The sequence below is a fragment of the Arachidicoccus sp. BS20 genome, assembly GCF_001659705.1.
Lineage (GTDB): Bacteria > Bacteroidota > Bacteroidia > Chitinophagales > Chitinophagaceae > Arachidicoccus.
On sequence record NZ_CP015971.1, the window covers coordinates 3,387,571 to 3,410,617 of the forward strand.

Genomic DNA, 23,047 nt, shown 5'->3' on the forward strand with positions numbered 1-23,047 from the left:
TTTAGATTTGGTATAAAAATTCACGCAGCACTAAGCTGCTCATTATGTTAAGGTCTTTGTATGTTGTGGTAATGTCTTTATACATCTTGTTGTTTCCTTTGATGTATAAAACTCCGTCAAGAATGGCAATTTTAATTGCCTTTACATTTTTGGCTTGAACGGTGCTGATTGCATCGTTGAATTGTGCGTTTTGGTGTCCGCCAAAGTCAGTCAAAAATTTGGCTTCGCCAATTACATATTTTCCATTGAAACGTCCAATAAAATCAAGTCCTTTGGTGTGTTTATAGTTTAATTCTTCGGCAGCAAAGTCCATTAACTGTTTGTCGCTTCCGTTTAGAATTGCATCATTTTTTGTCTTGGTAAATTCTTCCAATCCGACAGGTTGAATACCTAACGCTTTACTGTTTGTCCAACGTCTGAAAAATGGTCCAATTTGTCGGTTGGTTTCTTTGGGTTCGGAACAACGCTCAAAAATTTTGTCCAAGCCCATTTCATAAAGTCGTCCGCAAATTCGGTTAATGGTTTTCGGATTTCGTTCAATAGCCGAAGCATCACGTTTCAAATATGCAATGTAACTGTCTTTAATTGGAAACAATTCTAATTTCAGTAATTCACGAATTAAAATGTCGTTGTTTTTCTTCTTAAATGCTTTCTCAATGTTCGTCCAACGCTCCTTGTCAATATCTCTAATGCCTTCTGGAATGGTCGGATATACCTGAAACAAGTCGTCCAAGTAACTTCTCTGATTAGCGTATTCTATGCTTAGTTCCGTCCAATAATTCATATTGCAAAGATAATAAAAATGTAGTCCGTTTTACGTCTGTTGATAATTGGCACGGTCGCTCGTAGCATTGCACCCAACGTCCCGCCGGATTGACGAAGTTCCAATGTGAGCTTTGCTCAACATTGAGAATTTAGTCAATCCGTAGATGAACGCAGTTCGGAGCGACAGCGTAGAGCTGTGTTCATCTACGGATGAAATCCGGCGGGACGATGTAACGCAAGACGTAGCGTAGCGGAGAATTGCGTTACATCGGCTCGGTATTTATGCAGGCAGGGCAATAGCGCTGTGTCAGCCGATAACCGAAGCCGGGTAAAGATACAAAGATGAATTTACTACTAATGCTTAATAGCGTTCCGTCACGATGGGACTAAAGCTGAACAGCGATACTAAAGCCGAAGTACGTAATGTCCCCCCTGCTTGCATAAATACTTTTGTTGGCGGTTCGTTTTTATCCTGCTTGTTCCGTTTGTCGTCAAATCTTGATAACAACAGTCTTGTTCAAATTCCAAGCAATGGATATTTCTTCTAAAGGAAAAGTTTCAGTGTCTATTTTGAGTTTGCCAGAAGCTGCGTATTGAAATATTTCAGGAAGTATTTTTCGCATGTAATCTGTTATTACTTGTTGTTCAAAACTGCCAATTCCTGAACCTAAAAGAACAATGTCCCTGCTTCGTAATATGTCTGATGTTAATGAAGAAATCGTGTGTCCTGCCATTTCGCCGACTGTAACAATTTTGGTTGTTGTTTTTGAGGGTTGTGTCAACAAGGCTTGCAAAAGCAGTTCCATTGGCTTTCCCCACAAATAATCAATAACAATATCAAAAGGAAAAGCAGCATATGCTTTTTTAAAATCGTTCATAATATCATTTTCAGACTGGTTCAGTGAAATGATTATATCTGCACCAAGTTCTTTCAGTTTTTCAAGAACTTCGGGGTTGCGACCTGTCGCAATAATAGTGGTGGCGTTGTGATATTTTGCCATTTGAACGGCTACCATTCCAGTTGAACCTGTTGCTCCGTTTATTAAAACTATATCGCCTTTTTTTATTTGTGCTTTAGTTCGTAAAGCAATATCAGAACCAACCAAAAAATTGGGCAATGCTGCTGCGGTGCTGTCGTCAAGTGCGTCAGGAAGAACTATCCATCTATCCTTTTGCAAAACGGCTTTTTGTGCCATCATTCCTGTTACGCCCATTGCGTAAATTCTTTGTCCGTTTTCTAAAGATGCAACACCGTCCATTCCCACAATAATGGGCAATGATGAATACTTTGTGTAATGTTTTCCTGCTGCTTTCAGTAAATCTAATTGTTTAATAGATGATGCTTTTACACTCACTAAAACTTGTTGTTCATTTTCAACAACAGGTTCGGGAAAATCAACACAAACAGGTGTTGTCCCAATTTCTTTTAAGATTGCTGCTTTCATTGATTTTTTATCTGTCTATTAGTGATGTCGCTTAAAATGACCGCCAACGTTTCGCGCATTTACGCGGTTGCTGTCAAAGCGAACTGAGTTCTCTCCGCCGAAGATAATGTTTCTTCGTGAAACCACAACTTCCGGCTACCGAAAACCCAGCGATCGCTTAAATGCGCTGTTAGCGGTTCGTTTTTTTCTTCGCTATATTATACTGAACTGTTATTAAATAGGTAACCAACTTGCTGAAAATGGTGTTACAACGATACGAATTGGCGGTTCAGCGAGAAGATCAATTATTTCGTCACGAAGTTTGTCTGCAAGGTTGCTTTCTTCATAATGCCTTTTTGCTTCTTCACTTTCAAAAAATTCAAATGTCCACAAGGTATCGGGTTCATTTTCTACTAAACAATGTACCCAATTTCCGCCTTCGTTAGCTATTCTCATTCCATCTGTGGCAAGTTTGCGTAATAAATCGCCATTACCGGGTTTGGCGACCATTTTTATTACATAACCTGGTTGTCCTTTTTCGTTTTGTACTGACATAGTATTTTGTTTTAAAATTACGGCACAAAATTACTTCGGGTTAAGTGTTGATAATAGTATAAATCGGTCGTTCTTGTTTTTGAATAATTCTTTTGGGATAGCCCCCGAAAACTTTTTTATCTGTTTTATGAAATGGTTTTGGTCTGCAAAATCAAGTTCGGGGAAAAGTTTTCCTTGTGCAATGTGTTCTAATGATGCTCTGAACCGTAAAATGTTGCAATATGTCTTCAATGAAAGTCCGAACTGCTGATTGAAATAGCGATTGATTTGTCGGCTACTCCAAAATATTTTTTCAGAAATTTCTTTCACTGTTATCAAGCCTTTTGAAGTATAAATAAGTTCAAAAAGTTTTCGTTTCCTTTTGTCAATTTCTTTGGGCAAAAGCTCTTTTATTTTTTGTGATGCTTTGTTGCAGAACGCATCAAAATCAGTCAAGTCGTTGGCGTTGAAGTCCCAAAAATTATTTGGCAAATATTTTCCGTTGTCTAATATATTTGTAACGGATGTGTTTAAAATATATTCCGTTGCAAGCAGTTTGAAACTTATGGCAAATATTAAACTTCCTGATATAATTACAGTTTGGTTGGCTTGTGTGCCAATTCCCAAAAGGGAAATATTGAAAGGTTTTAATGTGGATTGTGATAAAAATAAATCAATTCGTCCGTCTGGTAATGCAATAGCTTCTTTGTTTTTGTCTGATTGGTTTTGTAGAAACCAAAAACTTTCTACAAAGTCTGCAAGCGAGTTGTCAGGTTCGACGACTTTGTAACGTAAATCATTGTCCATTTTTTCTGTCTATAATAGGGTTGTCTCTTAAAATGACCGCCAACGGGAAACGCATTGGCGAAGTGGCGGATAAATTGGACGAAAAGTTCAATTTAGCAGTAACGTAGCCGATGTGTTTGACTTCGTCGATCCACTTCGTTAGGATTCCACAGAAGCTAAATTATTAAAAAAAGCTGAATGTGGAACACATTCGGCTGATAAAAAAGCACAAAAATTGAAGATTGCACTTACCCCGCCATTTTGCCAATGCGATGTTATCAGCAGTCCTTTTATAGGTAATAAACTATCGTACTTAATATCTCATTCTCCAACTTGTTATCAATCCGTTCTCAACGGTAAATAAAAAGTTAGCCTTATTTGTATAACCTACACTCGAATACTGCCCTTTGACAACAACCTCATTTTCACTTATCACAGAATATTCAGGGTTGGCAACCTTGCCCTGGCGATCCACGATATCACTTTCAATCCATTTTTTGGTTTCTTCGGCTGTTTTCATCACTCCATCCGAACCATAGGCTTGAGTGGCTGTTTCCGAAAATTGAGCTCTGATCAATTCGGCATTTTCTGTTTGCATCGCTTCCATCAAAGTTTTTACTGGTTTTAATAGGGTTTCGTCTTGCATTTTTTCTGATTTTTTATTTGTTGTTTGATTGGTGTTTTGTGTTTGTCCACACGCCGTAAGTGAAAAAGAGGAAAACAAAATGATTAGAAATTTTCTCATAACACATTCGATTTTAATGGGTGTTGTAAATAAATGATGATTAAATTGAGTAACAGAAATGGGATTTCTATCGCCACGCCTTTCAAGTCTTTGTTGAGCAACTGCAAACAGATAATCATCAGTATTCCCGCTGCCATTAGAAAGTTTCCCCACACGAATGTTTTCGGAAAAAGGATTAATATAGATGCCAATAAGGTAACTGCACCATTAATCATTACAGCATTTTTGCTAAAATTCCATTTACCAAACATTTCGAGCATTTCTGGTTTTGCAGTGAGCATATTCCATCCGTGCTTGGCACCCATAAACACCGCAAATAAAATCAATGCTGAATTGAGAATTTTTAAAATCATAATCTTTAAATTTAAAAAAAGGCAAAAAACTAAGTCATTTGCCTTTTTAAAAATAGTAAAATTTATTTTATCTTGTTGTGTAGCCTCCGTTTGCAAAAATGGTTTGCCCTGTAATCCACCAACCATCGGTTACTAAAAATTCCACCAAAGGAGCAATATCTTTGATGTCGGTTAATCCACCTAAATCAGAAGCTTGTTTGTGGTATGCTACCGCATCATCACTTTCCTGTCCGTAGAAGAAAGGTGTATCCATTGGTCCGGGAGCAACCGCAGTTACAGAAATGCCACGTGAACCAAACTCTTTGGAAGCTGCTCTAGTGAAATGCTCCACAGGTGCTTTTGCTCCTGCATAAGTAGAATAATATCCCGTAAACGCAGCTAATAAAGACGTTACAATTGTATTGATTTTCCCATTATCGTTCAGCTTTTTACCCGCTTCCTGAATAAAGAAATATGCCACTTTTGCATTAATGTCACTCATACTGTCGTACTCTTCTTCGGTAGTATCAATAAATGGTTTTTTTAATACTTTTCCAACCGTATTAATAGCAATGTCAATTCCTCCGAATTTTTCGATAGTTGCATCAAAAAACTTTGTAATGTTTTTTACATCTGTCAAATCAGCTTGGAATAAAAATGCTTCTCCACCTGCGTTTATGATATCTGCCAATGTTTTTTCGGCTTCAGCCTTTGTGTTGTCGCTATTGTAGTGGATAGCCACTTTTGCTCCTTTAGCCGCAAAATTACGGCTTAGTAAGCCACCTAAATTTTTTGCACCACCTGCAATTAAAACTACTTTTCCATTTACATCGTTTCTTGCCATTTTGTTTGATTTTAAATGTTATACAATTGATTTAGCAAAGATGGCTAAGCAAAAAATATAAATCGTGGTGAACTTTTCGGTAGTTTTTATTTTTTGTTTTCTTTTCGGAATTGTCCAGGAGTTTGTCCAATAAATTTTTTGAAGAACTTAGAAAAATTCGATGGATCGTATGTCAATATTTTTGCAATTTCAGAAATAGTTTTATCTGTTTCTAAAAGCATTTTTTTGGCTTCATCAAGAATTTTAAGGTCATAAAAATGACAAGGATGACTTCCAGTTTCTTTTTGAACGGTATCTGTTAAATGTTTATGAGAAATAAATAATGCGCTGGCAATTTGATTGATTTCCATAAATTCTTCAGTTTTTCCCAAAACAACATCTTCAATATGGTTGTCTAAAAACTGAAAATAATTTTCGGTAATTTCTTTGCTCCGTTTTAATATATCTCGTTCGCTCTTTTTCATTCGCTTTCATTCAAAAAATATTGTAAATATGCAATATTCATAAAAACTATTTATGGTGACCTTTTCGGCTTTTTTCTTTTAGAGACGGGTTTCAGTAGGATTGCTGATAACGGTTCGGGGCTTTGTGAAGTGGCGGATTATTTGCACTGACTTTCAATCGAAGCACCGACTTCAAAGATAGCACAAAAGTTTCAATCGAAGTCGTTTTCCCGCCATTTCACAAAACCCTTGTTATAGGCATACCCCTTTTTTCGGTCGCTTGGTTGAGCGTTGGGGAAGCCATACTCTTTTGCAATTTTTGCTTTGTGCGGTTGGCTTGTGCGAATTGCAAATGTGTATGGCTTTTGCGTTGGTTTTATTTTAGTTTGTCCACGAATATTTTGTTTCGTTGTTTTGCACGTTCAAGTAAAGTCGAATATTTGATTACTTCGGTATAAATTGAACCATCTTTTCTGTTGTCAAAACCTACAACTTTTGCAGATGGTCTGAATAAATAATCAAACTGATACGATTCTTCAAATGTACTTACCGCACCTCGAACATCTCTTGTTTCTATACTTTCGCCCAACAAATAACCGTAAAAAGTTGTAATCTGAAATTTATCTTCTGTATAATTCCGAATTAAATTTGCATAAGTATCAATTTGTGTTAAGTGGTCAGAAGCGTTTACGTGTGGTGCTTTAAACTCAATGATGATACATTTCCCTTCTTCGGGAAAAAGTAATACATCTGGTCTTTTGATTTTTCTGTTTTCTCCTAATGAAGTTAAATAGCGTTCTTCTTCCTCTGAAAATTTGTCTTTAAAAACTCGTTCTCCGTTAATTTCCAATTTACTCAGTTGCTTTTCCGAACTTCCTTTGAAGTAAATAAAATCTTCATTGATTATCCATAAATCACTGTTTTCTGTGTTATTTGAACCTTTTTGAAACAGCAAGTTATGTATCAATGCTTCGTCATAATTTTCTTTTTGTTGTTGAACTTGTAATTGTCGAGCTAAAATTTTATCCAACAAATCCAATACTAATTTTCGTCTTGCTACATAATGAGTTAAAGTTTTTTTGTTTTGCATTGGTATAGCTTTGACAAGTCTGCCAATTTCTTTTTCTAATTCTTCTTTGTAATTTGGGCTACGTGTATCAAGTTTTTCTAAATTATCTATTGATTCTTTAATTTCAGCATCTATTGAAGCCTGTTTCTTTGCTTCTGCCTCATAGAACTTTTTCAAAATATCGCTTTCACTATCGTTAATCGAAACATTGATATTTTTGGCGGTTTCGTCATCTAATAAAAACATTTCTTTCAATTTTGTGAAACTCTCTTGATGTTTTTGTTTTACTTCCTCGATTTCAGGATACATTGTATCAATAGTCTTGTTTACCTCTTCCTGAATATCTTCAATAAGTATTTCTTCTTGATTAGCAAATAGGTCTTTTTCAAAAGTATCTTTGTTGGGAATGTTCAAAACACCTCTTAAATTAGTATCTCTTGCGTCAATATAATTGCTTGAAACCAAAAATAGATATTTGTTTCCCTTTACATTATCACTACCTGCAAGATTTTCAAGATTTACATCTGATTCTTCAATAACTTCTCCTTTTGAGACCAAATTGAGTTTGTTTTCTTTGAGGATATTTTTTTGAATTTTGAAAGCATCTATCGTAAAATCTTCCGTTTTGTCTGTTTTTTCAATTCCTGTTTTTCCTTTTTTAGAATATTGAAGTTGTACTGATTGAGTTTTATCTATACTTGGAATATCAGCTTGTGAAATTGTAGATTCACTTTTCAATTCAGATTGTACATAAAACTCAATTTTTATTTTGGGTAATTTCCCTTTGTTGTAACAGAAATAGTGAATGTATCTTTCAAGTAGTTTTTCTTTTAGCGTTTGTTCGTTCAAATCGTTGTAAACACCACTATTTTCTAATAAAGCACTAAAAGAAACCGTAGTTTCTGTATTAGAAGCATCTACCTCTTTGCAATGTCTATGTTTTACAATAGCATTTTCTTTCAAAAAGTTTTCCTTTTTTGAAACTACAAATTCACGTTCAAAATATTTTTCGTCTTGTTCAAATACGCTTTTTACTGTTGTATTGTCGAAATAATGTACATACTGTAAACGACCCGAACCTAAATTTTTAAATCCTTTATCAGTTAATTTGAATGTATTGAAGCGTTTAAACTCGTCATTATTAAAACCGATACCATTATCAGTTATTGACAAACTGTTAAACTCTGTACTTTGTACAGTCGTTTCAGAAGCAAAAATTTTTATTAGAATTTCCCCCTTGTAATCAGCATTTAACTTTTGTTTGATTTTAATTGCCTCCAAAGCATTAGTAAAGCACTCAAAAACTGGTTGTAACGCTTTTTGAGATTTTTTAATATCGTGTAATACACCTACAAACGATAAGTCTTGTGCTTTTATGAATTGGTTATCTGCGTATTCCATATCGTTTTAATTTAGGTTATTTCTAAAATCTTCAATCACTTGGCTTGTGTAATTTTCCATATCCTTGAAGTTTTCAGATGTCAATGTTACATCAATAAATTCAGAGATTGAGTATGGTTTTAGGTTAAATCGTTGGTCTTTAATTTTGTGTCTGACAATCGAATAATCAAAAAACTCTCTCGTGTCTTGATGTATGACAGGTGCAACAAACGAAAGATATTTTGAAAGATAATTATTGATTTTGTTGTCGTCCAAAAAATGGCGAATTACTGATGTAGTTTCACTGTTTAATTGTTGCGTTTTGTTTCTGATTAAAGTTACCTCAATGAGCCAATATAATTTCTTTGAGTAAACTTCAATGTCGCCTGTATTTCCGGGTGCGTGAGAAATTGGTAAACCGATGTAATCGGCTTTGTAATTAGGTCTTATCGCAAATTCTTTTCCGTATTTTAAAGCAAGAATTAAACTCAAATAAAACTCTAATTTCAAAGGTTCTGCAATGTATTTGAATGCAGGAATTATGTTTTTAGAAGTTCCGATATAACCAATACTTTCAACGATTTTATCTTCGTTTAGTTCGTACAATTTGATGATTTCGGAAACTTTTTGAACATACTCAAATCCGTCTGCTTCTAATTCTTCTTCACGATGTTTGTAAACAATTTCAAGTAGCTGATTATTGTAAGTTTCCAATTTTGCAAAATGCAAACTTGGATTTTCTTTTTCCTCGTTTGTCAGTTCAATATTTACTGAAAGTAAGTCGTTTATGTAATCATCATTTGCAATGTTTCTGTAAATGAAAACTTTACCTCTAAACTGTATTGAAACAAAACCCGTAATAATCAAAACCCGAAGTACAACATCTGGATAATCTCGTAAAATCGTTTGTGCTTTTAGGTTTGTTCCGTATTCATTTCGTAAAAATTCCTCAACCTCTGCTGGTTCTCCAAAAGTATTTTCATCAATGATTTTCAAAAATTCCGAAACATCTCCGTCATTGCTAAAAGTAGAAACGATAAACTGCTCGTAAGAAATTCGCTCACGTTGTTTCAGCACTTCCAAAATGAATTTGAAGTAATTGAAATCATTTGAAACATTGCGATAAGGCGAACGTCTGTTGTATTTCATTGCTTGAATAGAGAACGCTTCTTGTTCGTCAATTTCGTTGTTGATTAACTTCAAAGAAATTTCTGAAAACTGCAAAGGTTGTCCGTATTGAGCCAACACAAACCCCATTTCTGACAAAGTTCTAACGTAAGTCCAAAAACGAGATTGATAACCTTGCGGAAATCCACCATCTGCTCTTCGTGTGCTATTCACTTCGATAACAGCATCTTCAATACTTTCAATCGTGGAATTTTCATCAATTTCAACTCCTTCACTTGAAACAATTCCGTTTAAATACATCGAAGAAACAACTTTTAAAAGTGTTTCATCATTGAGCGTTTTGTTGATATATGGCGAAATTGCTGTTAAAATTCCCTTGTATCGTTCAGGATTTCTAACGGCTGTTTCAAAAGCCATTTGTTTATACGTTGCTACTCTTTTTATTTTCTTCTTTGCCATTATCTTAATACTGTTTCAAGTTCTGTAAAGTTGATTGTTTCCTGTGTAGGAACAAAAATTTCGGGTTCATAATTGGTTATCAGAACTTCTTTAAATTCTTTGTTAGAATTGTCGTGATAGCTGATGTAATTACTTTTTATGTCGAATGAATTATGCTGTCTGCTCCATTCAAAAAATTGCTGATTGATTTTTCCTTTGTAATGTGAAACATTAGAAATTGCAAATTTTACATTTTGGGTGTCCAACCATTCCAAAAAGTCAAGTAATCGTTTTTCGGTTTCTTCGTTCCAAAGTTTGTTGTACTCGCTAAATGTAATTAAATAGGGTGGGTCAAGATATACAAAATCGTCCTCTTGAAATTCAATTTGTTTGAAGAAATCTAAAAAATCTAAATTGTAAAATTTTATGTTTTTTTGCTTTGTTAAACGAAAATAATCGTTCAATGCGACTTCCGTATTTTTATTAAAATCTACATTTCCAACAGGTAAATTGTATTCTCCTTTTGAGTTAAAACGCAACATTCTATTAAAGCCAAAAATCAAAAGCAAATACAAATGCAAAACACTTTTTTCGGTACTTGAATTGTAATCGGCTTTTAATTTATCAAATCCATCTTTGTTGAATTTGGCGTAATACGTTTTTATCCACTCGTTCTTTAATTCTTGTGGAACAATGTCTTTGATGTAAGAATGTGATAAATTGTACTCTTGAATAACCTCAAAAACGCTATCAAAAAATGCTTTCGGGTTTTGTGATTGTTCAATTAAAAAACGATGAATATTGATAACATTTGTATCAATGTCATTCAGTAAATATTCGTTTGCATTTACGTTGAGAAAAACCGAACCACCACCTGTAAATGGCTCGATAAAACGATTTATCGTTTTAGGGAAATATTTACGGATTTTTGGATAGAGTTTGTATTTATCTCCAACGTAAAATAATGGCGAACGATATGTTTTGCTGTGGTTAGTCATATTTTTTTGTTATAAATAAAAATTCTTTGTGGTCATTAAAATCGGTTTTTCCTGTGTTGAAATATTTGTGCGATTGTTCAAACACTTGTGTTTCTCCAACGCTGTTTAAAATCTCTAAAATTTCTTCGTATTTGATTTTGTTTGCAGAAGATTTGCTTTTCGATTTATAAGTGTTGTTGTACGAAACAGCCAAATATTTTACATCTAAATTCTCGACCAAATCTTTGAAAGCGTGTTTTGCTCTTGATGTGCAATATTCACTCATATTTTCGGGTTCGGGTTTTAATGCAACACCAAATAATTCAGGTTTTTGCCATTGTACTAAATTCTCGTAAATGTGGTAAAAACGGCTGTATTGTCGTGAATTATAAGGTGGGTCAATGTATGCGATGTCGCCTTTTAATTTTCTAACCAATTTATTGGCATCTTCTTTATAAATTTTTGCTCCTGCAAAATCTTCGGTTTGAATTAAGCGAAAATTCAAAGGGCGTTTTGCAATCGGTTTTTTGATGTATGCGTCAAAATGCCCGACAGTATTAGCAAGTCGGTCAATCGTGTAAATTAACGAAGTTAAAAGAATGGCGTACTCTTTTGAATTGAGTTCGTTTTTCCTGTTTTCAATGTCTTGACGAATGTGTCCGATTAGTTTTGAAATGTCGTGTTCGTAAAATTTGCCACCAAAATTTTTAGAAAAATAATTTTCTTTTAAGTCTTTTGGATTTAAAGTGTTGTACTCGTTTACGATGTCAATAATTTTTTTTGAGTTCCATTTTTTGTTGTCGTAAAACGCTTGGTAAGCAATGTTGTTGGAAATCAAAATATCGTTTAAAACTACATTTTTGTAGGTTTTCATTGCTTCTTTTGCAACGATTGAAGTACCCGAAAAAATATCAATAAAAGTGTCGTTTCCTGTGGTTTCTTTTTGGATAATTTCCATTATCCAATCTGTTAATTTTGCTTTGTTGCCGATGTATCTACGACTATGTAATTCAAATTTGTCTAAATTTTCGTAGTCGTTAAAAAGTGAGTTTCCGTATTTTATTTTTTGTTCGGCAAGAATAAATCCTTCAAGTCCAAAATCCTCATTTTGAACTTCGTAAATGATTTTGTCGCTTATCAGTTGTTTGATTAGTTCTTGTTCGCTGTACTTGTAAAATGAAGCCAAAATTTGAACTTGCGATTTTGTCGGAAGTCGTTTTCCTGTTTCAATTCTACTCAAAGAAGTATAGTTGATAGTTGTCTTTTCAGCAACCTCTTGAAGATGAAAACCTTTGGTTTCCCGTATCTCTTTTAAAGTATCTCCAATAGAAATTAAAGTATCCAACATAATTTGACAATTTTCGTCAAATATAAGAATATTGTTTTGATTTATGTTGGTTGAGCGTTGGAAAATTTAGCTCTTTTTGGTTTTTTTAGCATTGGTTTGTGCGGTTGGAAAAACCAAAATGTGCTAAATGTGCGGTGGGTTTTGGGGTTGCCTATAACTCTCAAATATACGCAACTTTAACATTTTCGCAAATTGATTTTCAAGAAGTTCAAAAAATTCATTATTTTAAAATATCCAAAATGCGCAACTATGGAATATTGTCCAGCGGGCTTTTTATTTTCTTCAAATCTTTCTTGCCTACTTCGGCATAAATCAATGTGGTTTTGATGTCGTTGTGGCCAAGAAGTTTTTGAATGTAACTGATGTCTGTTCCTGCTTCCAACAAATGTGTAGCAAAGCTGTGGCGCAAGCTGTGGATGCCTACCTGCTTATTTATTTTTGCTTTGTTCAGCGCGTTTTTGAAAACCTGTTGTGCACTGCGCAGGCTGTATTGCCCGCCATATTGCCCTTCAAACAAATATTCTTTCGGTTGGTATGTTTTGTAGTAAGCACGAAGCTCGCCCAATACGCTTTCGGGCAGGTTTACATAGCGGTCTTTTTTGCCTTTGGCGCGTTCTATCAACACTTGCATATTCTTGCTGTCGATGTTCGTTATTTTCAGATTCACAATCTCGCTTACGCGCAAGCCCATTCCGTAGCATAGTTTCAGCATCAAGTTATGTTTCAGATTGTCGGTTGCGTCAAACATTTTTTTGATGTCTTGCGCATTGATGACTTTGGGCAGTTTTGACGGCTTTTTGGGTCGGGGAATTTCTACAAAAACTTTTTCGCGCTTCAGTACTTGTTCAAAATAAAATTTTACGGCATTGAAACGGCTGTGCAGCAAGGCTTCCGTCATTTTCAGTTCGTTGATGCAATAGAGAAAATAACCGCGAATTTTATCGGCATTCAGCTTATCAACAGGATGGTTTTTGAGTATATACAGCAGTTGTGCAAATTCGTTTTTGTACGTTTTTATTGTGTTTGTGCTGTAACCTTTCAGTTGCAATTCTTCCACCAAACGCTGCATGGCGGGCTTATTGATTTCGTGAATTTTCAGCAATATTTCTTTGGATACGGGCGCAACTTCTACGCCGAATCGTTTGCGGTATTCAGCTGTATCGGGCAAATGCCAAACCTTGAGCGAAGCGCTCCATCTTGCACCTTTCAGCTTTTTGAAACGTGCAATCAGTTCGGGTTGCTTTTCAAAAGTTACGGCAATGCGTTTTTGCCCTTTGTGTGTAATAATGTTGGCGGTGTACATTACGCACGAATTTATACAAATTGCAAATAATAGTTAGCTCAATGTAGTTTTTCATCTTGCTCAGGATTGATAATACAAGCTCTATTTTTTTTAATCATTAATAAATTCATCCAGCTGCTCGCTGTGATGTGCCATCGCAAATCTGTATCTGTGCATTCTCATTATCCATTATTATGAATTACAAATTCGCCTATACAGCTTCGGCATTTCAAATGCCGGAGAGCTTTTACAAACTCAAACTTTTCAAATCCCTAATAAATTCATCCACCTTATCTTCATCAGTCGCCCAGGAAGTAATCAATCTTACGGCTGAAAAATTTGTATCTATTTCTTCCCAAATATAAAACGAATATCGCTGCATTAATTTTTCAATCAGTTTGTTCGGTAATATCGGAAATGCCTGATTGGTCGAGGTTTCCGCCAAAAAAGAATAACCTTGTTCTTTCGCTGCGTTGATGATTTTCATACACAAATCATTCGCTCTTTTTGCCAGGGAAAAATACAAATCGTCTTTGAACAATTCCAAAAACTGGATGCCCAGCACTCTTCCTTTGGACAACAATGCGCCTTTTTGTTTTACCATGTAATCAAAGTCCGTTGCAAGTTCGGATGTGTTGAAAACAATTGCTTCGCCGAGCAACGCGCCGTTCTTCGTGCCGCCGATATAGAACACATTTGTCAATGCAGCAATGTCTGAGAATGTCAAATCATTATCGTACGCCGTTAAAGCATTGCCGAGCCTTGCGCCGTCCATGAACAAATACAAATTGTTGGATTTGCAAAATTCAAATAGTGCCGACAGTTCGTTTTTGCTGTAAATCGTTCCTAATTCCGTAGCGTTGGAAATGTACACCAGCTTAGGTTTTACCGTGTTGGGCGAATTGTATTCTTTTAGGATGTTCGCGATTTCTTCCGTTTTTATTTTTCCGTCTTTCGTAGGAATAGGAATTATTTTGTGTCCCGAAGATTCGATGGCGCCTGCTTCGTTGGTAAAAATATGTCCCGTGTCTGCGCTTATTACGGCTTCGTGCGGGCGAAGCAATGCTGCAATAACGATAAAATTAGTTTGTGTGCCGCCGGACACAAAATATATTTTCGCATCATCGTTATTCAGCTTTTGTTTCAGTATGTTTTTTGCTTCCGTTGAATAATCATCTTCTCCGTAACCTGCCTGTTGAACAAGGTTTGTTTCTATTAATTTGTTGAGAATATTTGGATGCGCTCCTTCGGAATAATCGTTTTTAAAGCTGTACATATTATTGGGTTGAGTAGCAGATATCTTGCTTCAAATATACTCAATAGTTGATTGTGTTTTATTGAAAAAATGTTTGAATGTTTCACAATTCAATATTATCTTTAAAATCTTATCGTTCAATGTTATGAAAAAATATTTTCTTCTTTTATCTTCTGTAATACTGATAAACACTGCATTTGCGCAGCAACACAAAAAATCCAAAACGTATGAGTATCCGACCGACCCGCTGGTTTTGAAGAAACTGCACCATTGGCAAAAAGAAAAATTCGGTTTGCTGATGCATTGGGGAACTTACAGCGAATGGGGTATTGTGGAAAGTTGGAGCATTTGTCCCGAAGATGAAGGCTGGACACAACGCAAAGGTCCGTATGCCGATAATTATTTTGATTATGTAAAGGCTTATGAAAATTTGCAAACGACTTTCAATCCCATAAAATTTAATCCGGACAAATGGGCGACTGCTGCTAAAGATGCAGGCATGAAATACGTGGTGTTTACAACGAAACATCACGATGGTTTTTGTATGTTCGACACGCATCAGACCGATTACAAAGTTACTTCGTCCAAAACGCCTTTTTCGTCCAATCCGAAAGCGAACATTGCGAAAGAAGTATTTAAGAGTTTTCGGAAAGACAGCTTTATGATTGGCGCCTATTTTTCCAAGCCCGATTGGCACAGCCAAGATTATTGGTGGCCGTATTTTCCGCCGAAAGACCGAAACGTGAATTACGACCCTGCCAAATATCCGCAACGGTGGAACGATTTTAAAAACTTTGTTTATAATCAAATAAATGAACTGACAACCGGGTACGGTTCCGTGGATATTTTGTGGTTGGACGGCGGCTGGGTTCGTCCGCTGGCAAGCGTTGATAAAAACGTGGATTGGCAAAAAGGTATTCGTTACAATCAGGATATTGATATGCCGCGCATTGCTGCGATGGCGCGTAAAAACCAACCCGGAATTTTGATTGTGGACAGAACCGTTCCGGGCAAATACGAGAATTATCAAACGCCGGAACAAACTGTTCCGGACGAGCCTTTGAACAATCCCTGGGAAAGCTGCATTACGCTGGGAAACTCGTGGAGCTATGTGCCGAACGACCATTATAAAACGGCAAATTATGTGGTGCATTTGTTGATTAAAATAGTTTCGCGCGGCGGCAATTTATTGTTGAATATCGGACCTTCGCCCGAAGGCGATTGGAGCGATACGGCGTACAGTCGGTTAAAAGATATTGGCGCGTGGATGCACGTTTACGGCGATGCGGTTTATGATTCCAAACCTTTGGCGCCTTACGAAGAAAACAATATTGTTTACACGCAATCGGAAGACGGAAAAGCAAAATACATTTTCATTCTTTCCGATGAAAAAAATGATGTAGTAACATTGCCGCAGACGCTGCATTTGCCCGAAGGGTTTACATCGAAACAAAACAAAATTTCCATTTTAGGAACAAAAGAAAAACTGAAATGGAATGCAGCAACGAATGAAATAGTTTTCCCGAAAAAATCGTCGAAAAATATTTTTAGCAAATATGCAGTGGTGTTGAAAGTGGAATAGATGTGTGGCAATCTATTTCGCGGACTCACACCTCGCGATTAATATTTATCTTTGCCCACTTAATTATGCAACAATCGGCTAAGAATATTACTTTATTGGCGATAGAAAGTTCCTGCGATGAAACCAGCGCGTCGGTTTGTAGAAACGGAGAAATATTGTCAAACATTATTGCTACGCAGAAAATTCACGAGCAATACGGCGGTGTGGTGCCGGAACTTGCCGGTCGCGCGCATTTGCAAAATATTGTGCCTGTGGTTACAACTGCTTTGAAAGAAGCAAATTGTTCCCGGGAAGAATTGGATGCAATTGCTTTTACACAGGCACCCGGGTTAATCGGGAGCCTTTTGGTAGGCGCACAGTTTGCCAAATCGCTGGCTTTGGCTTTGGAGAAACCTTTGATTGGTGTACATCATATGCAGGCGCATGTAATGGCGAACCTGATTGCGGAAAATAAACCTGCATTTCCCTTTTTATGTTTGACGGTAAGCGGCGGGCATACGCAAATTGTACTGGCGCATTCGCCTTTGCAATTGGAAGTTATTGGCGAAACCATTGATGATGCCGCCGGAGAAGCATTTGACAAAACGGCAAAATTGTTGGGTTTGAAATATCCGGGTGGTCCGTTAATTGATAAATATGCAAAGCTTGGAAACCCGAATGCATTCAAATTTGCAGAGCCGCAAATTCCCGAACTGAATTTCAGCTTCAGCGGACTAAAAACTTCGGTATTGTATTTTTTGCAAAAGCAAGTCCGGGAAAATCCAAATTTTATTGAAGAAAATCTAAATGATTTATGCGCCTCTGTTCAGCGGACTATTATTCGTATTTTAATGAAGAAATTGAAAAAAGCTGTTGTACAAACCGGTGTGAAGCAAGTGTGCATTGCGGGCGGTGTAAGTGCCAATAGCGGATTACGGATGGCTTTGACAGAATATGGTTTGCAAAATAATATCAAAACATTTATTCCCGATTTCCAATATTGCGTGGACAATGCTGCAATGATTGCCATGACGGCTTATCATAAATATCAAAACAACGAGTTTACTTCGTTAGACGCAAGTCCCAGCGCGAGAGCGGAGTGGTAGTGCAGAAAATGTTTGAGTATAGCGTATAGTCTTTGTCTAAGACCAATTCTCTCTTTCGGTTTTCCCTTACTTTGCAATACCTTTGTCCACCTAATTTTATACAAATGAGTTCAGCGAAAAGATACATGATTACGGCAGCATTGCCTTATGCCAACGGTTTGAAACACATCGGGCATTTGGCTGGCGCATATTTACCGGCAGATATTTTTGTACGTTATTTAAAAGCGCAAGGCAAAGACGTAGTATTTGTTTGCGGCAGCGACGAGCACGGAACAGCCATTCCCATTCAGGCAAAAAAAGAAGGTACAACGCCGCAGGCGATTATCGATAAATATCATCCAATCATCAAACAAAACTTTGAAGATTTAAGTATTCAGTTTGATATTTATCATCGCACGTCGTCGCCGCTGCATCACAAAACGGCGCAGGAATTTTTTACCAAGTTGAATGATAATGGCGACTTGGAAATAAAAGAATCGGAACAGTTTTACGACGAAGAAGCGCAAACATTTCTCGCCGACAGATATATCAAAGGAACTTGTCCCAATTGCGGATTCGATGGCGCTTACGGCGACCAGTGCGAAAAATGTGGCACAAGTTTAAGTCCCGAAATGTTGATTAATCCTGTAAGCACATTAAGCGGAAAAGCGCCCGTAAAACGTTTAACGAAACATTGGTACTTGCCTTTGGACAGACATGAAGAATGGCTGCGCAAATGGATTCTCGAAGACCATAAAAACGATTGGAAAACCAATGTGCTCGGTCAGTGCAAAAGCTGGCTGGACGGCGGTTTGCAGCCGCGCGCTGTTACAAGAGATTTGGATTGGGGTATCCGCGTTCCCATCGCCGGCGCAGAGTCTAAAGTCTTGTATGTATGGTTCGATGCGCCGATTGGATATATAAGCGCGACGAAACAATTTTGTCTTGATAATAATCTCGATTACAATGTTCTCTGGGGCGATAAAGACACGAAGCTCATTCATTTTATCGGGAAGGATAATATCGTTTTTCACTGTATTATTTTTCCCGTGATGCTGAAGTTGCACGGCAATATTTTGCCTGACAATGTACCTGCCAACGAGTTCGTCAATCTTGAAGGCGACAAGATGAGTACAAGCCGAAACTGGAAACTCGAAATGCAGGATTATATTGATGATTTCATCAAGAAAGAAAACGGCGGACCGCAAATGGCAGACGTGCTGCGTTATTATCTCACAACAATTCTTCCCGAAAACAAAGACAGTGAATTTACGTGGAAAGGTTTTCAGGATGCGAACAATAGCGAACTCGTAAGCATCTTCGGCAATTTTGTAAACAGAAGTTTTGTGCTGATGCATAAACTCTGCAACGGCAAAGTGCCGCCGTTGCACGCTGCACTGTTGGATGAAAAAGATGAAACGTTAATTGCAGATATTGAAAATACAAAAATTGCGATCGAAAAAAATCTTGAAAACTATAAATTTCGTGATGCACTTTTTGAAGTGATTGACCTTGCGCGCAAAGGCAATAAATATATGCAGGAAAAAGAGCCTTGGATTGTTGCAAAGACTTTGGAAGAAAATCCGCAGAACCAGCAATTGATTGATAATTGTCTGCATTTGTGTTTACAACTTTGTGCCAATCTTGCCATTTTCATCAATCCGTTTTTACCGAATACCGCACGTAAATTGTGCAGGATGATGAAAGTGGTGGATAAAATGCTGGAATGGAAAAACGGTGGAAGAATCAAATTATTAAGTGTTGGCTATTCGCTTAACCCGCCTGAATTGTTGTTTAGAAAAATAGAAGACGAAGAAATTAGTTATCAAATAGAAAAACTAAAAGCAGGTTTGGTAAAAGCAGATGCAGCAAGTGTTTCAATAGAAGCGAAACCGGAAGTTGCAAACCGGAAAGCACAAATTCAGTTCGATGATTTTGCAAAAATCGATTTGCGTGTAGGTACGATTATCGAAGCAGAAAAAATTCCGAAGGCTGACAAATTATTGAAGCTGCAAATCGATATGGGCGACGAAGTGCGCACTATTTGTTCCGGCATAGCTATGCACTTTTCCCCTGAAGAAATTGTGGGTAAACAGGTAACGGTTGTGGCAAATCTTGCGCCTCGTAAAATGCGCGGCATCGAAAGCAACGGCATGATTTTAATGGCGGAAAATACAGAAGGGAAATTGGTTTTTGTAAATCCTGATAATAAAGTTGAAAATGGGAGTGGTGTAAGTTAAAAAGCCGGGACTTTCTTTTGAACGGCTGTACAATGATGTTGTGCAGCTGTTTTATTTTATATTATTTATTGTATTCATTCAATCCAAATTTTGAACAGATTGTTATTGTTAAGAACTATTTGTTAATTATTTGTTTTCTTTGTTTCAGCATTGTTTGTAATCTTAAACAATAAATTCAGAAAACTAATGTTGACCATTTTTTTACGTCTCAATCTTCTTTTCGGGTTGGTTTTTCCGGTTAATAGTGTTCAGACGCACACCGATACTTCGACTGTTCCGTACTCTTTTAATCATCTTTTTTCCAAGACAGATACGGCTTCGATTCCTGAGGAAATTGAAGACCCGGAATGCATCGGTATCAATAAAGAACCGGCGCACGCAATTTTGATGCCTTACGGTTCGATGTCTGAAGCTTTAAATGCCGATAGGTTTGCTTCCTCTTTCTGCAAGAGTCTGGACGGCAACTGGAAATTCAATTATGTAGATTGGCCCCAGAAACGCCCGGTTGATTTTTACAAACCAGATTACGATGTTTCCCATTGGGCTGATATAAATGTTCCGTCCAACTGGCAGGTGGAAGGATACGGAACGCCCAATTACAGCAACTATACTTATATTTTTCAAAAAGATTTTCCTCATGTAATGAGTACACCGCCGGTAAGTTATACTACTTACGAGCAACGCAATCCGGTCGGCAGCTACCGCAGAGATTTTGAACTGCCTGCATCGTGGCAGGGGCGGAGAATATTTGTAACTTTTGATGGTGTGGATGCGGGTTTTTTCTTATGGATTAATGGTCATAAAGTAGGTTATAGTGTGAACAGCCGTAATGCTGCCGAATTTGATATTACAAAATATGTGAAACCGGGAAAAAATATAATTGCCGCCGAAGTATATCGCTTTACCGTGGGTAGTTATCTGGAAGACCAGGATATGTGGCGCTTGAGTGGTATTTTCAGAAACGTAACGCTGTGGAGCAGCCCTGATGAACACATCCGGGATTTTTTTATTAAGACAGATTTGGATAACCAGTATAAAAATGCAACTGAAAAAATAAGTGTAAAAGTCAAAAACTACGGTAGTTCAGCTACTGCGCCGCAAACATTGAAAGCCGTTTTGTATGATGAGCAAAAATCCGTAAAAGGCGCATCGGCAGAGACTTCCGTGCCCGCTTTGCAGCCGGGAGAAGAAGTGTTGGTCTCGGTAAATTTTCCCGTAAAAAATCCTGAAAAATGGACGGCAGAAACGCCTGTGCTTTATACAACTGTTCTTACTTTGACGAATGGGAAAGGCAACAACACAGAAATTTTATCTTCACAAACCGGCTTTAGGAAGATAGAAATCAAAGGCAGATTGTTTTTGGTAAACGGTGTGCCCATAAAACTGAAAGGTGTAAACAGGCACGAAAACTGGCCCGATGACGGACACGCCATTACAAGAGAACAAATGATTAGAGATATTATTCTAATCAAACAAGCCAATTGCAATCATGTGCGCACCTGCCATTATTCCGATGACCCTTACTGGTATGAACTATGCGATAAGTACGGAATTTATCTGGTAGCGGAAGCCAACCTCGAATGTCATGGCTCGTGGGATGAATTTAATGAAGACCCACGAATTAAAGCTGCCATTATAGACAGAAATGTGGCAAATGTGGAAAGCTTTAAAAACCATCCTTCTGTAATCATCTGGTCTTTGGGAAATGAATGCGGCAGCGGTGGAAGCAATTTCAGGGCGGCTTTGCGAACTATAAAAACAATAGATTCTACACGCCCAACGCATTATCAGGGTTTTGGTATCGGAGATAATAATCCCGCAGACATAGACAGTGAAATGTACACCGATGTAGATAATCTGGAAAAACATGCTAAGGATAAGACTTTAGTAAAACCTTTTTACCTGTGTGAATATGCGCATTCCATGTTCAATTCTATGGGGTCGGTGGATGAGTATAACGATTTATTCAACAAATATCCTGCATTGCTGGGCGGTGCAATATGGGAATGGCAAGACCAGGGAATTTATAACAACCGCGACCCGAAACACCCGATAACCGCTTATGGCGGCGGCTTTGGCGAAGTTCCCAACGACCATTATTTTATTCATAAAGGCGTAGTATTTTCCAACAGAAATCCGAAGCCGCAATATCCCGAATTAAAGCATGCATATCAATGGATAAGTATTGCTGCGAAAGATTTTGACAAGCAAATATTTACTATCAGCAATCGTTATCAGTTTGCCAACTTGAACAATTTTTCTGCGAAATGGGAGCTAAGCGAAAATGGCAATGTAATTGCTTCCGGCGATTTTAAAACAGGAAATATTGCACCACAAAAGGAAAAAGATATTAAAATCCCTTATAAGCTGAAACCGCGTGCCGGCAGCGAATATTTTGTAAGAATAGCTTTTTACACAACCAAAGATTTGCTGTGGGCAAATAAAGGTTATGAAGTTGCATCGCAGCAAATATTGTTACCTGCATCTGCTCCGGAAACAAGAATAACGGACAATGGAGAAGATATTACGGTAAATGATGCTTCGCAATTTATTACCGTTAAGGGCAGCAGATTCTTACTGGAATTTGATAAAACAAAAGGTACTTTTTCAAAGATGCTGGAAAATAATACGGAACTCTTGCAGGCAAATGGTGGTCCAATGCTGCATTTGTGGCGTGCACCGCATCAGATTGATGATATGTGGGCTTACAGGGATTGGATGAAATATGGTTTAAATTCATTGTCGTGGAAAGCAGAAAATGTCGCTTACAAAAAAGCAGCATCCAACTTAGTGGAAATATCTGTAGACCTGAGAGGCACAGGCAGAAATGGTTTTTGGGTGGAGCATCATGTAGCTTATACCATCAACGGCAAAGGTGTGATTAATGTTTCCAATGATGTTAAGTTCAGTAGTTCCGATATTGTGCTGGCGCACATAGGCGTAAGATATTTTTTAAATAAAAGCATGGATAGCGTACAATATTACGGCAGAGGTCCGATGGAAAATTACGCTGATAGAAAGCAAGGCTCAGATGTCGGAAATTATTACAGCAGCGTTGAAGAGCTAATGACACCTTACGAAAAACCGATGGAGTGCGGCAATCATGAAGATGTACGTACAGTCAGTTTGCTGGATGCGGGAGGCAATCAATTTTCCGTAATACACACAGATAGCCTGTTCCAGTTTTCCGCACTTCCGTACAGTGATGAGGAAATGGAAAATGTTGAATACAGAATTGATTTGCCAAAGAGTAATCATACGGTTTTGTGCATTGAACATAAAACACTGGGTGTTGGTTCTAATGGTTGTGGTCCGCGTCCGTTGGAAAAATACAGAGTGTATTCCCGTCCCACATCGTTTAGCTATCAAATCCGGTTGCTTGACAAATAATAAATACCCGAATATGTAAAT

General features: G+C 37.3%; 18 protein-coding genes. 4 read left to right on the forward strand and 14 right to left on the reverse strand.

The features are described from left to right. Position 1: 1 nt before the first annotated feature. The 14 genes from A9P82_RS14735 to A9P82_RS14800 form a co-directional block, all read right to left on the reverse strand. Complete coding sequence (locus A9P82_RS14735) at positions 2-784, reverse strand: restriction endonuclease (protein WP_066209149.1); 783 nt, start codon at positions 782-784, stop codon at positions 2-4. Between the two features lie 472 nt (positions 785-1,256). Then, positions 1,257-2,210 (reverse strand): quinone oxidoreductase family protein, encoded by a 954-nt coding sequence (locus A9P82_RS14740; RefSeq protein ID WP_066209152.1) that lies wholly within the window; start codon positions 2,208-2,210, stop codon positions 1,257-1,259. A 213-nt stretch (positions 2,211-2,423) separates the two neighbouring features. Next, entirely contained in the window at positions 2,424-2,744 is a 321-nt protein-coding gene (locus A9P82_RS15675) for a putative quinol monooxygenase (RefSeq protein ID WP_066209154.1), read from the reverse strand. A gap of 30 nt (positions 2,745-2,774) precedes the next feature. Continuing rightward, on the reverse strand, positions 2,775-3,530 hold the full coding sequence (locus A9P82_RS14750) for a helix-turn-helix domain-containing protein (RefSeq protein ID WP_066209157.1): 756 nt from the start codon (positions 3,528-3,530) through the stop codon (positions 2,775-2,777). Between the two features lie 292 nt (positions 3,531-3,822). After that, complete coding sequence (locus tag A9P82_RS14755; RefSeq protein ID WP_066209160.1) at positions 3,823-4,254, reverse strand: nuclear transport factor 2-like protein; 432 nt, start codon at positions 4,252-4,254, stop codon at positions 3,823-3,825. Further along, entirely contained in the window at positions 4,251-4,607 is a 357-nt protein-coding gene (locus tag A9P82_RS14760) for a DoxX family protein (protein ID WP_066209163.1), read from the reverse strand. The genes A9P82_RS14755 and A9P82_RS14760 overlap by 4 nt, the downstream gene beginning before the upstream one ends. A gap of 67 nt (positions 4,608-4,674) precedes the next feature. Next, positions 4,675-5,430: an SDR family oxidoreductase gene (locus A9P82_RS14765; RefSeq protein ID WP_066209166.1), complete on the reverse strand. Its 756-nt coding sequence runs from the start codon at positions 5,428-5,430 to the stop codon at positions 4,675-4,677. Between the two features lie 86 nt (positions 5,431-5,516). After that, the gene (locus tag A9P82_RS14770) at positions 5,517-5,894 is read right to left on the reverse strand and encodes a helix-turn-helix domain-containing protein (RefSeq protein ID WP_066209168.1); all 378 of its coding nucleotides are present in this window, start codon (positions 5,892-5,894) and stop codon (positions 5,517-5,519) included. Positions 5,895-6,249: 355 nt separating this feature from the next. Continuing rightward, positions 6,250-8,343 (reverse strand): hypothetical protein, encoded by a 2,094-nt coding sequence (locus A9P82_RS14775; protein WP_066209171.1) that lies wholly within the window; start codon positions 8,341-8,343, stop codon positions 6,250-6,252. Between the two features lie 6 nt (positions 8,344-8,349). Further along, entirely contained in the window at positions 8,350-9,909 is a 1,560-nt protein-coding gene (locus tag A9P82_RS14780; protein WP_066209174.1) for an AlwI family type II restriction endonuclease, read from the reverse strand. Continuing rightward, entirely contained in the window at positions 9,909-10,886 is a 978-nt protein-coding gene (locus tag A9P82_RS14785) for a DNA adenine methylase (protein ID WP_066209180.1), read from the reverse strand. The genes A9P82_RS14780 and A9P82_RS14785 overlap by 1 nt, the downstream gene beginning before the upstream one ends. Further along, on the reverse strand, positions 10,879-12,213 hold the full coding sequence (locus A9P82_RS14790; protein ID WP_066209183.1) for a DNA adenine methylase: 1,335 nt from the start codon (positions 12,211-12,213) through the stop codon (positions 10,879-10,881). The genes A9P82_RS14785 and A9P82_RS14790 overlap by 8 nt, the downstream gene beginning before the upstream one ends. 247 nt (positions 12,214-12,460) lie before the next feature. Further along, positions 12,461-13,516 carry a tyrosine-type recombinase/integrase gene (locus A9P82_RS14795; RefSeq protein WP_066209187.1) on the reverse strand — a complete coding sequence of 352 codons (1,056 nt, stop codon included), beginning with the start codon at positions 13,514-13,516 and terminating at the stop codon, positions 12,461-12,463. A 226-nt stretch (positions 13,517-13,742) separates the two neighbouring features. Then, on the reverse strand, positions 13,743-14,771 hold the full coding sequence (locus A9P82_RS14800; protein WP_066209191.1) for a threonine aldolase family protein: 1,029 nt from the start codon (positions 14,769-14,771) through the stop codon (positions 13,743-13,745). A 124-nt stretch (positions 14,772-14,895) separates the two neighbouring features. Here A9P82_RS14800 and A9P82_RS14805 point away from each other — a divergent pair, with 124 nt between their 5' ends. The 4 genes from A9P82_RS14805 to A9P82_RS14820 all read left to right on the forward strand — a co-directional run bounded on the left by A9P82_RS14805 (position 14,896) and on the right by A9P82_RS14820 (position 23,026). After that, a complete protein-coding gene (locus A9P82_RS14805) occupies positions 14,896-16,332 on the forward strand; it encodes an alpha-L-fucosidase (protein WP_066209194.1) in 1,437 nt (478 codons plus the stop codon). Between the two features lie 65 nt (positions 16,333-16,397). Continuing rightward, on the forward strand, positions 16,398-17,417 hold the full coding sequence (tsaD, locus tag A9P82_RS14810; protein ID WP_066209197.1) for a tRNA (adenosine(37)-N6)-threonylcarbamoyltransferase complex transferase subunit TsaD: 1,020 nt from the start codon (positions 16,398-16,400) through the stop codon (positions 17,415-17,417). Positions 17,418-17,521: 104 nt separating this feature from the next. Further along, positions 17,522-19,636: a methionine--tRNA ligase gene (gene metG / locus A9P82_RS14815; protein ID WP_066209199.1), complete on the forward strand. Its 2,115-nt coding sequence runs from the start codon at positions 17,522-17,524 to the stop codon at positions 19,634-19,636. A gap of 186 nt (positions 19,637-19,822) precedes the next feature. Beyond that, positions 19,823-23,026 (forward strand): glycoside hydrolase family 2 TIM barrel-domain containing protein, encoded by a 3,204-nt coding sequence (locus A9P82_RS14820; protein WP_082915374.1) that lies wholly within the window; start codon positions 19,823-19,825, stop codon positions 23,024-23,026. Positions 23,027-23,047 lie beyond the last annotated feature (21 nt).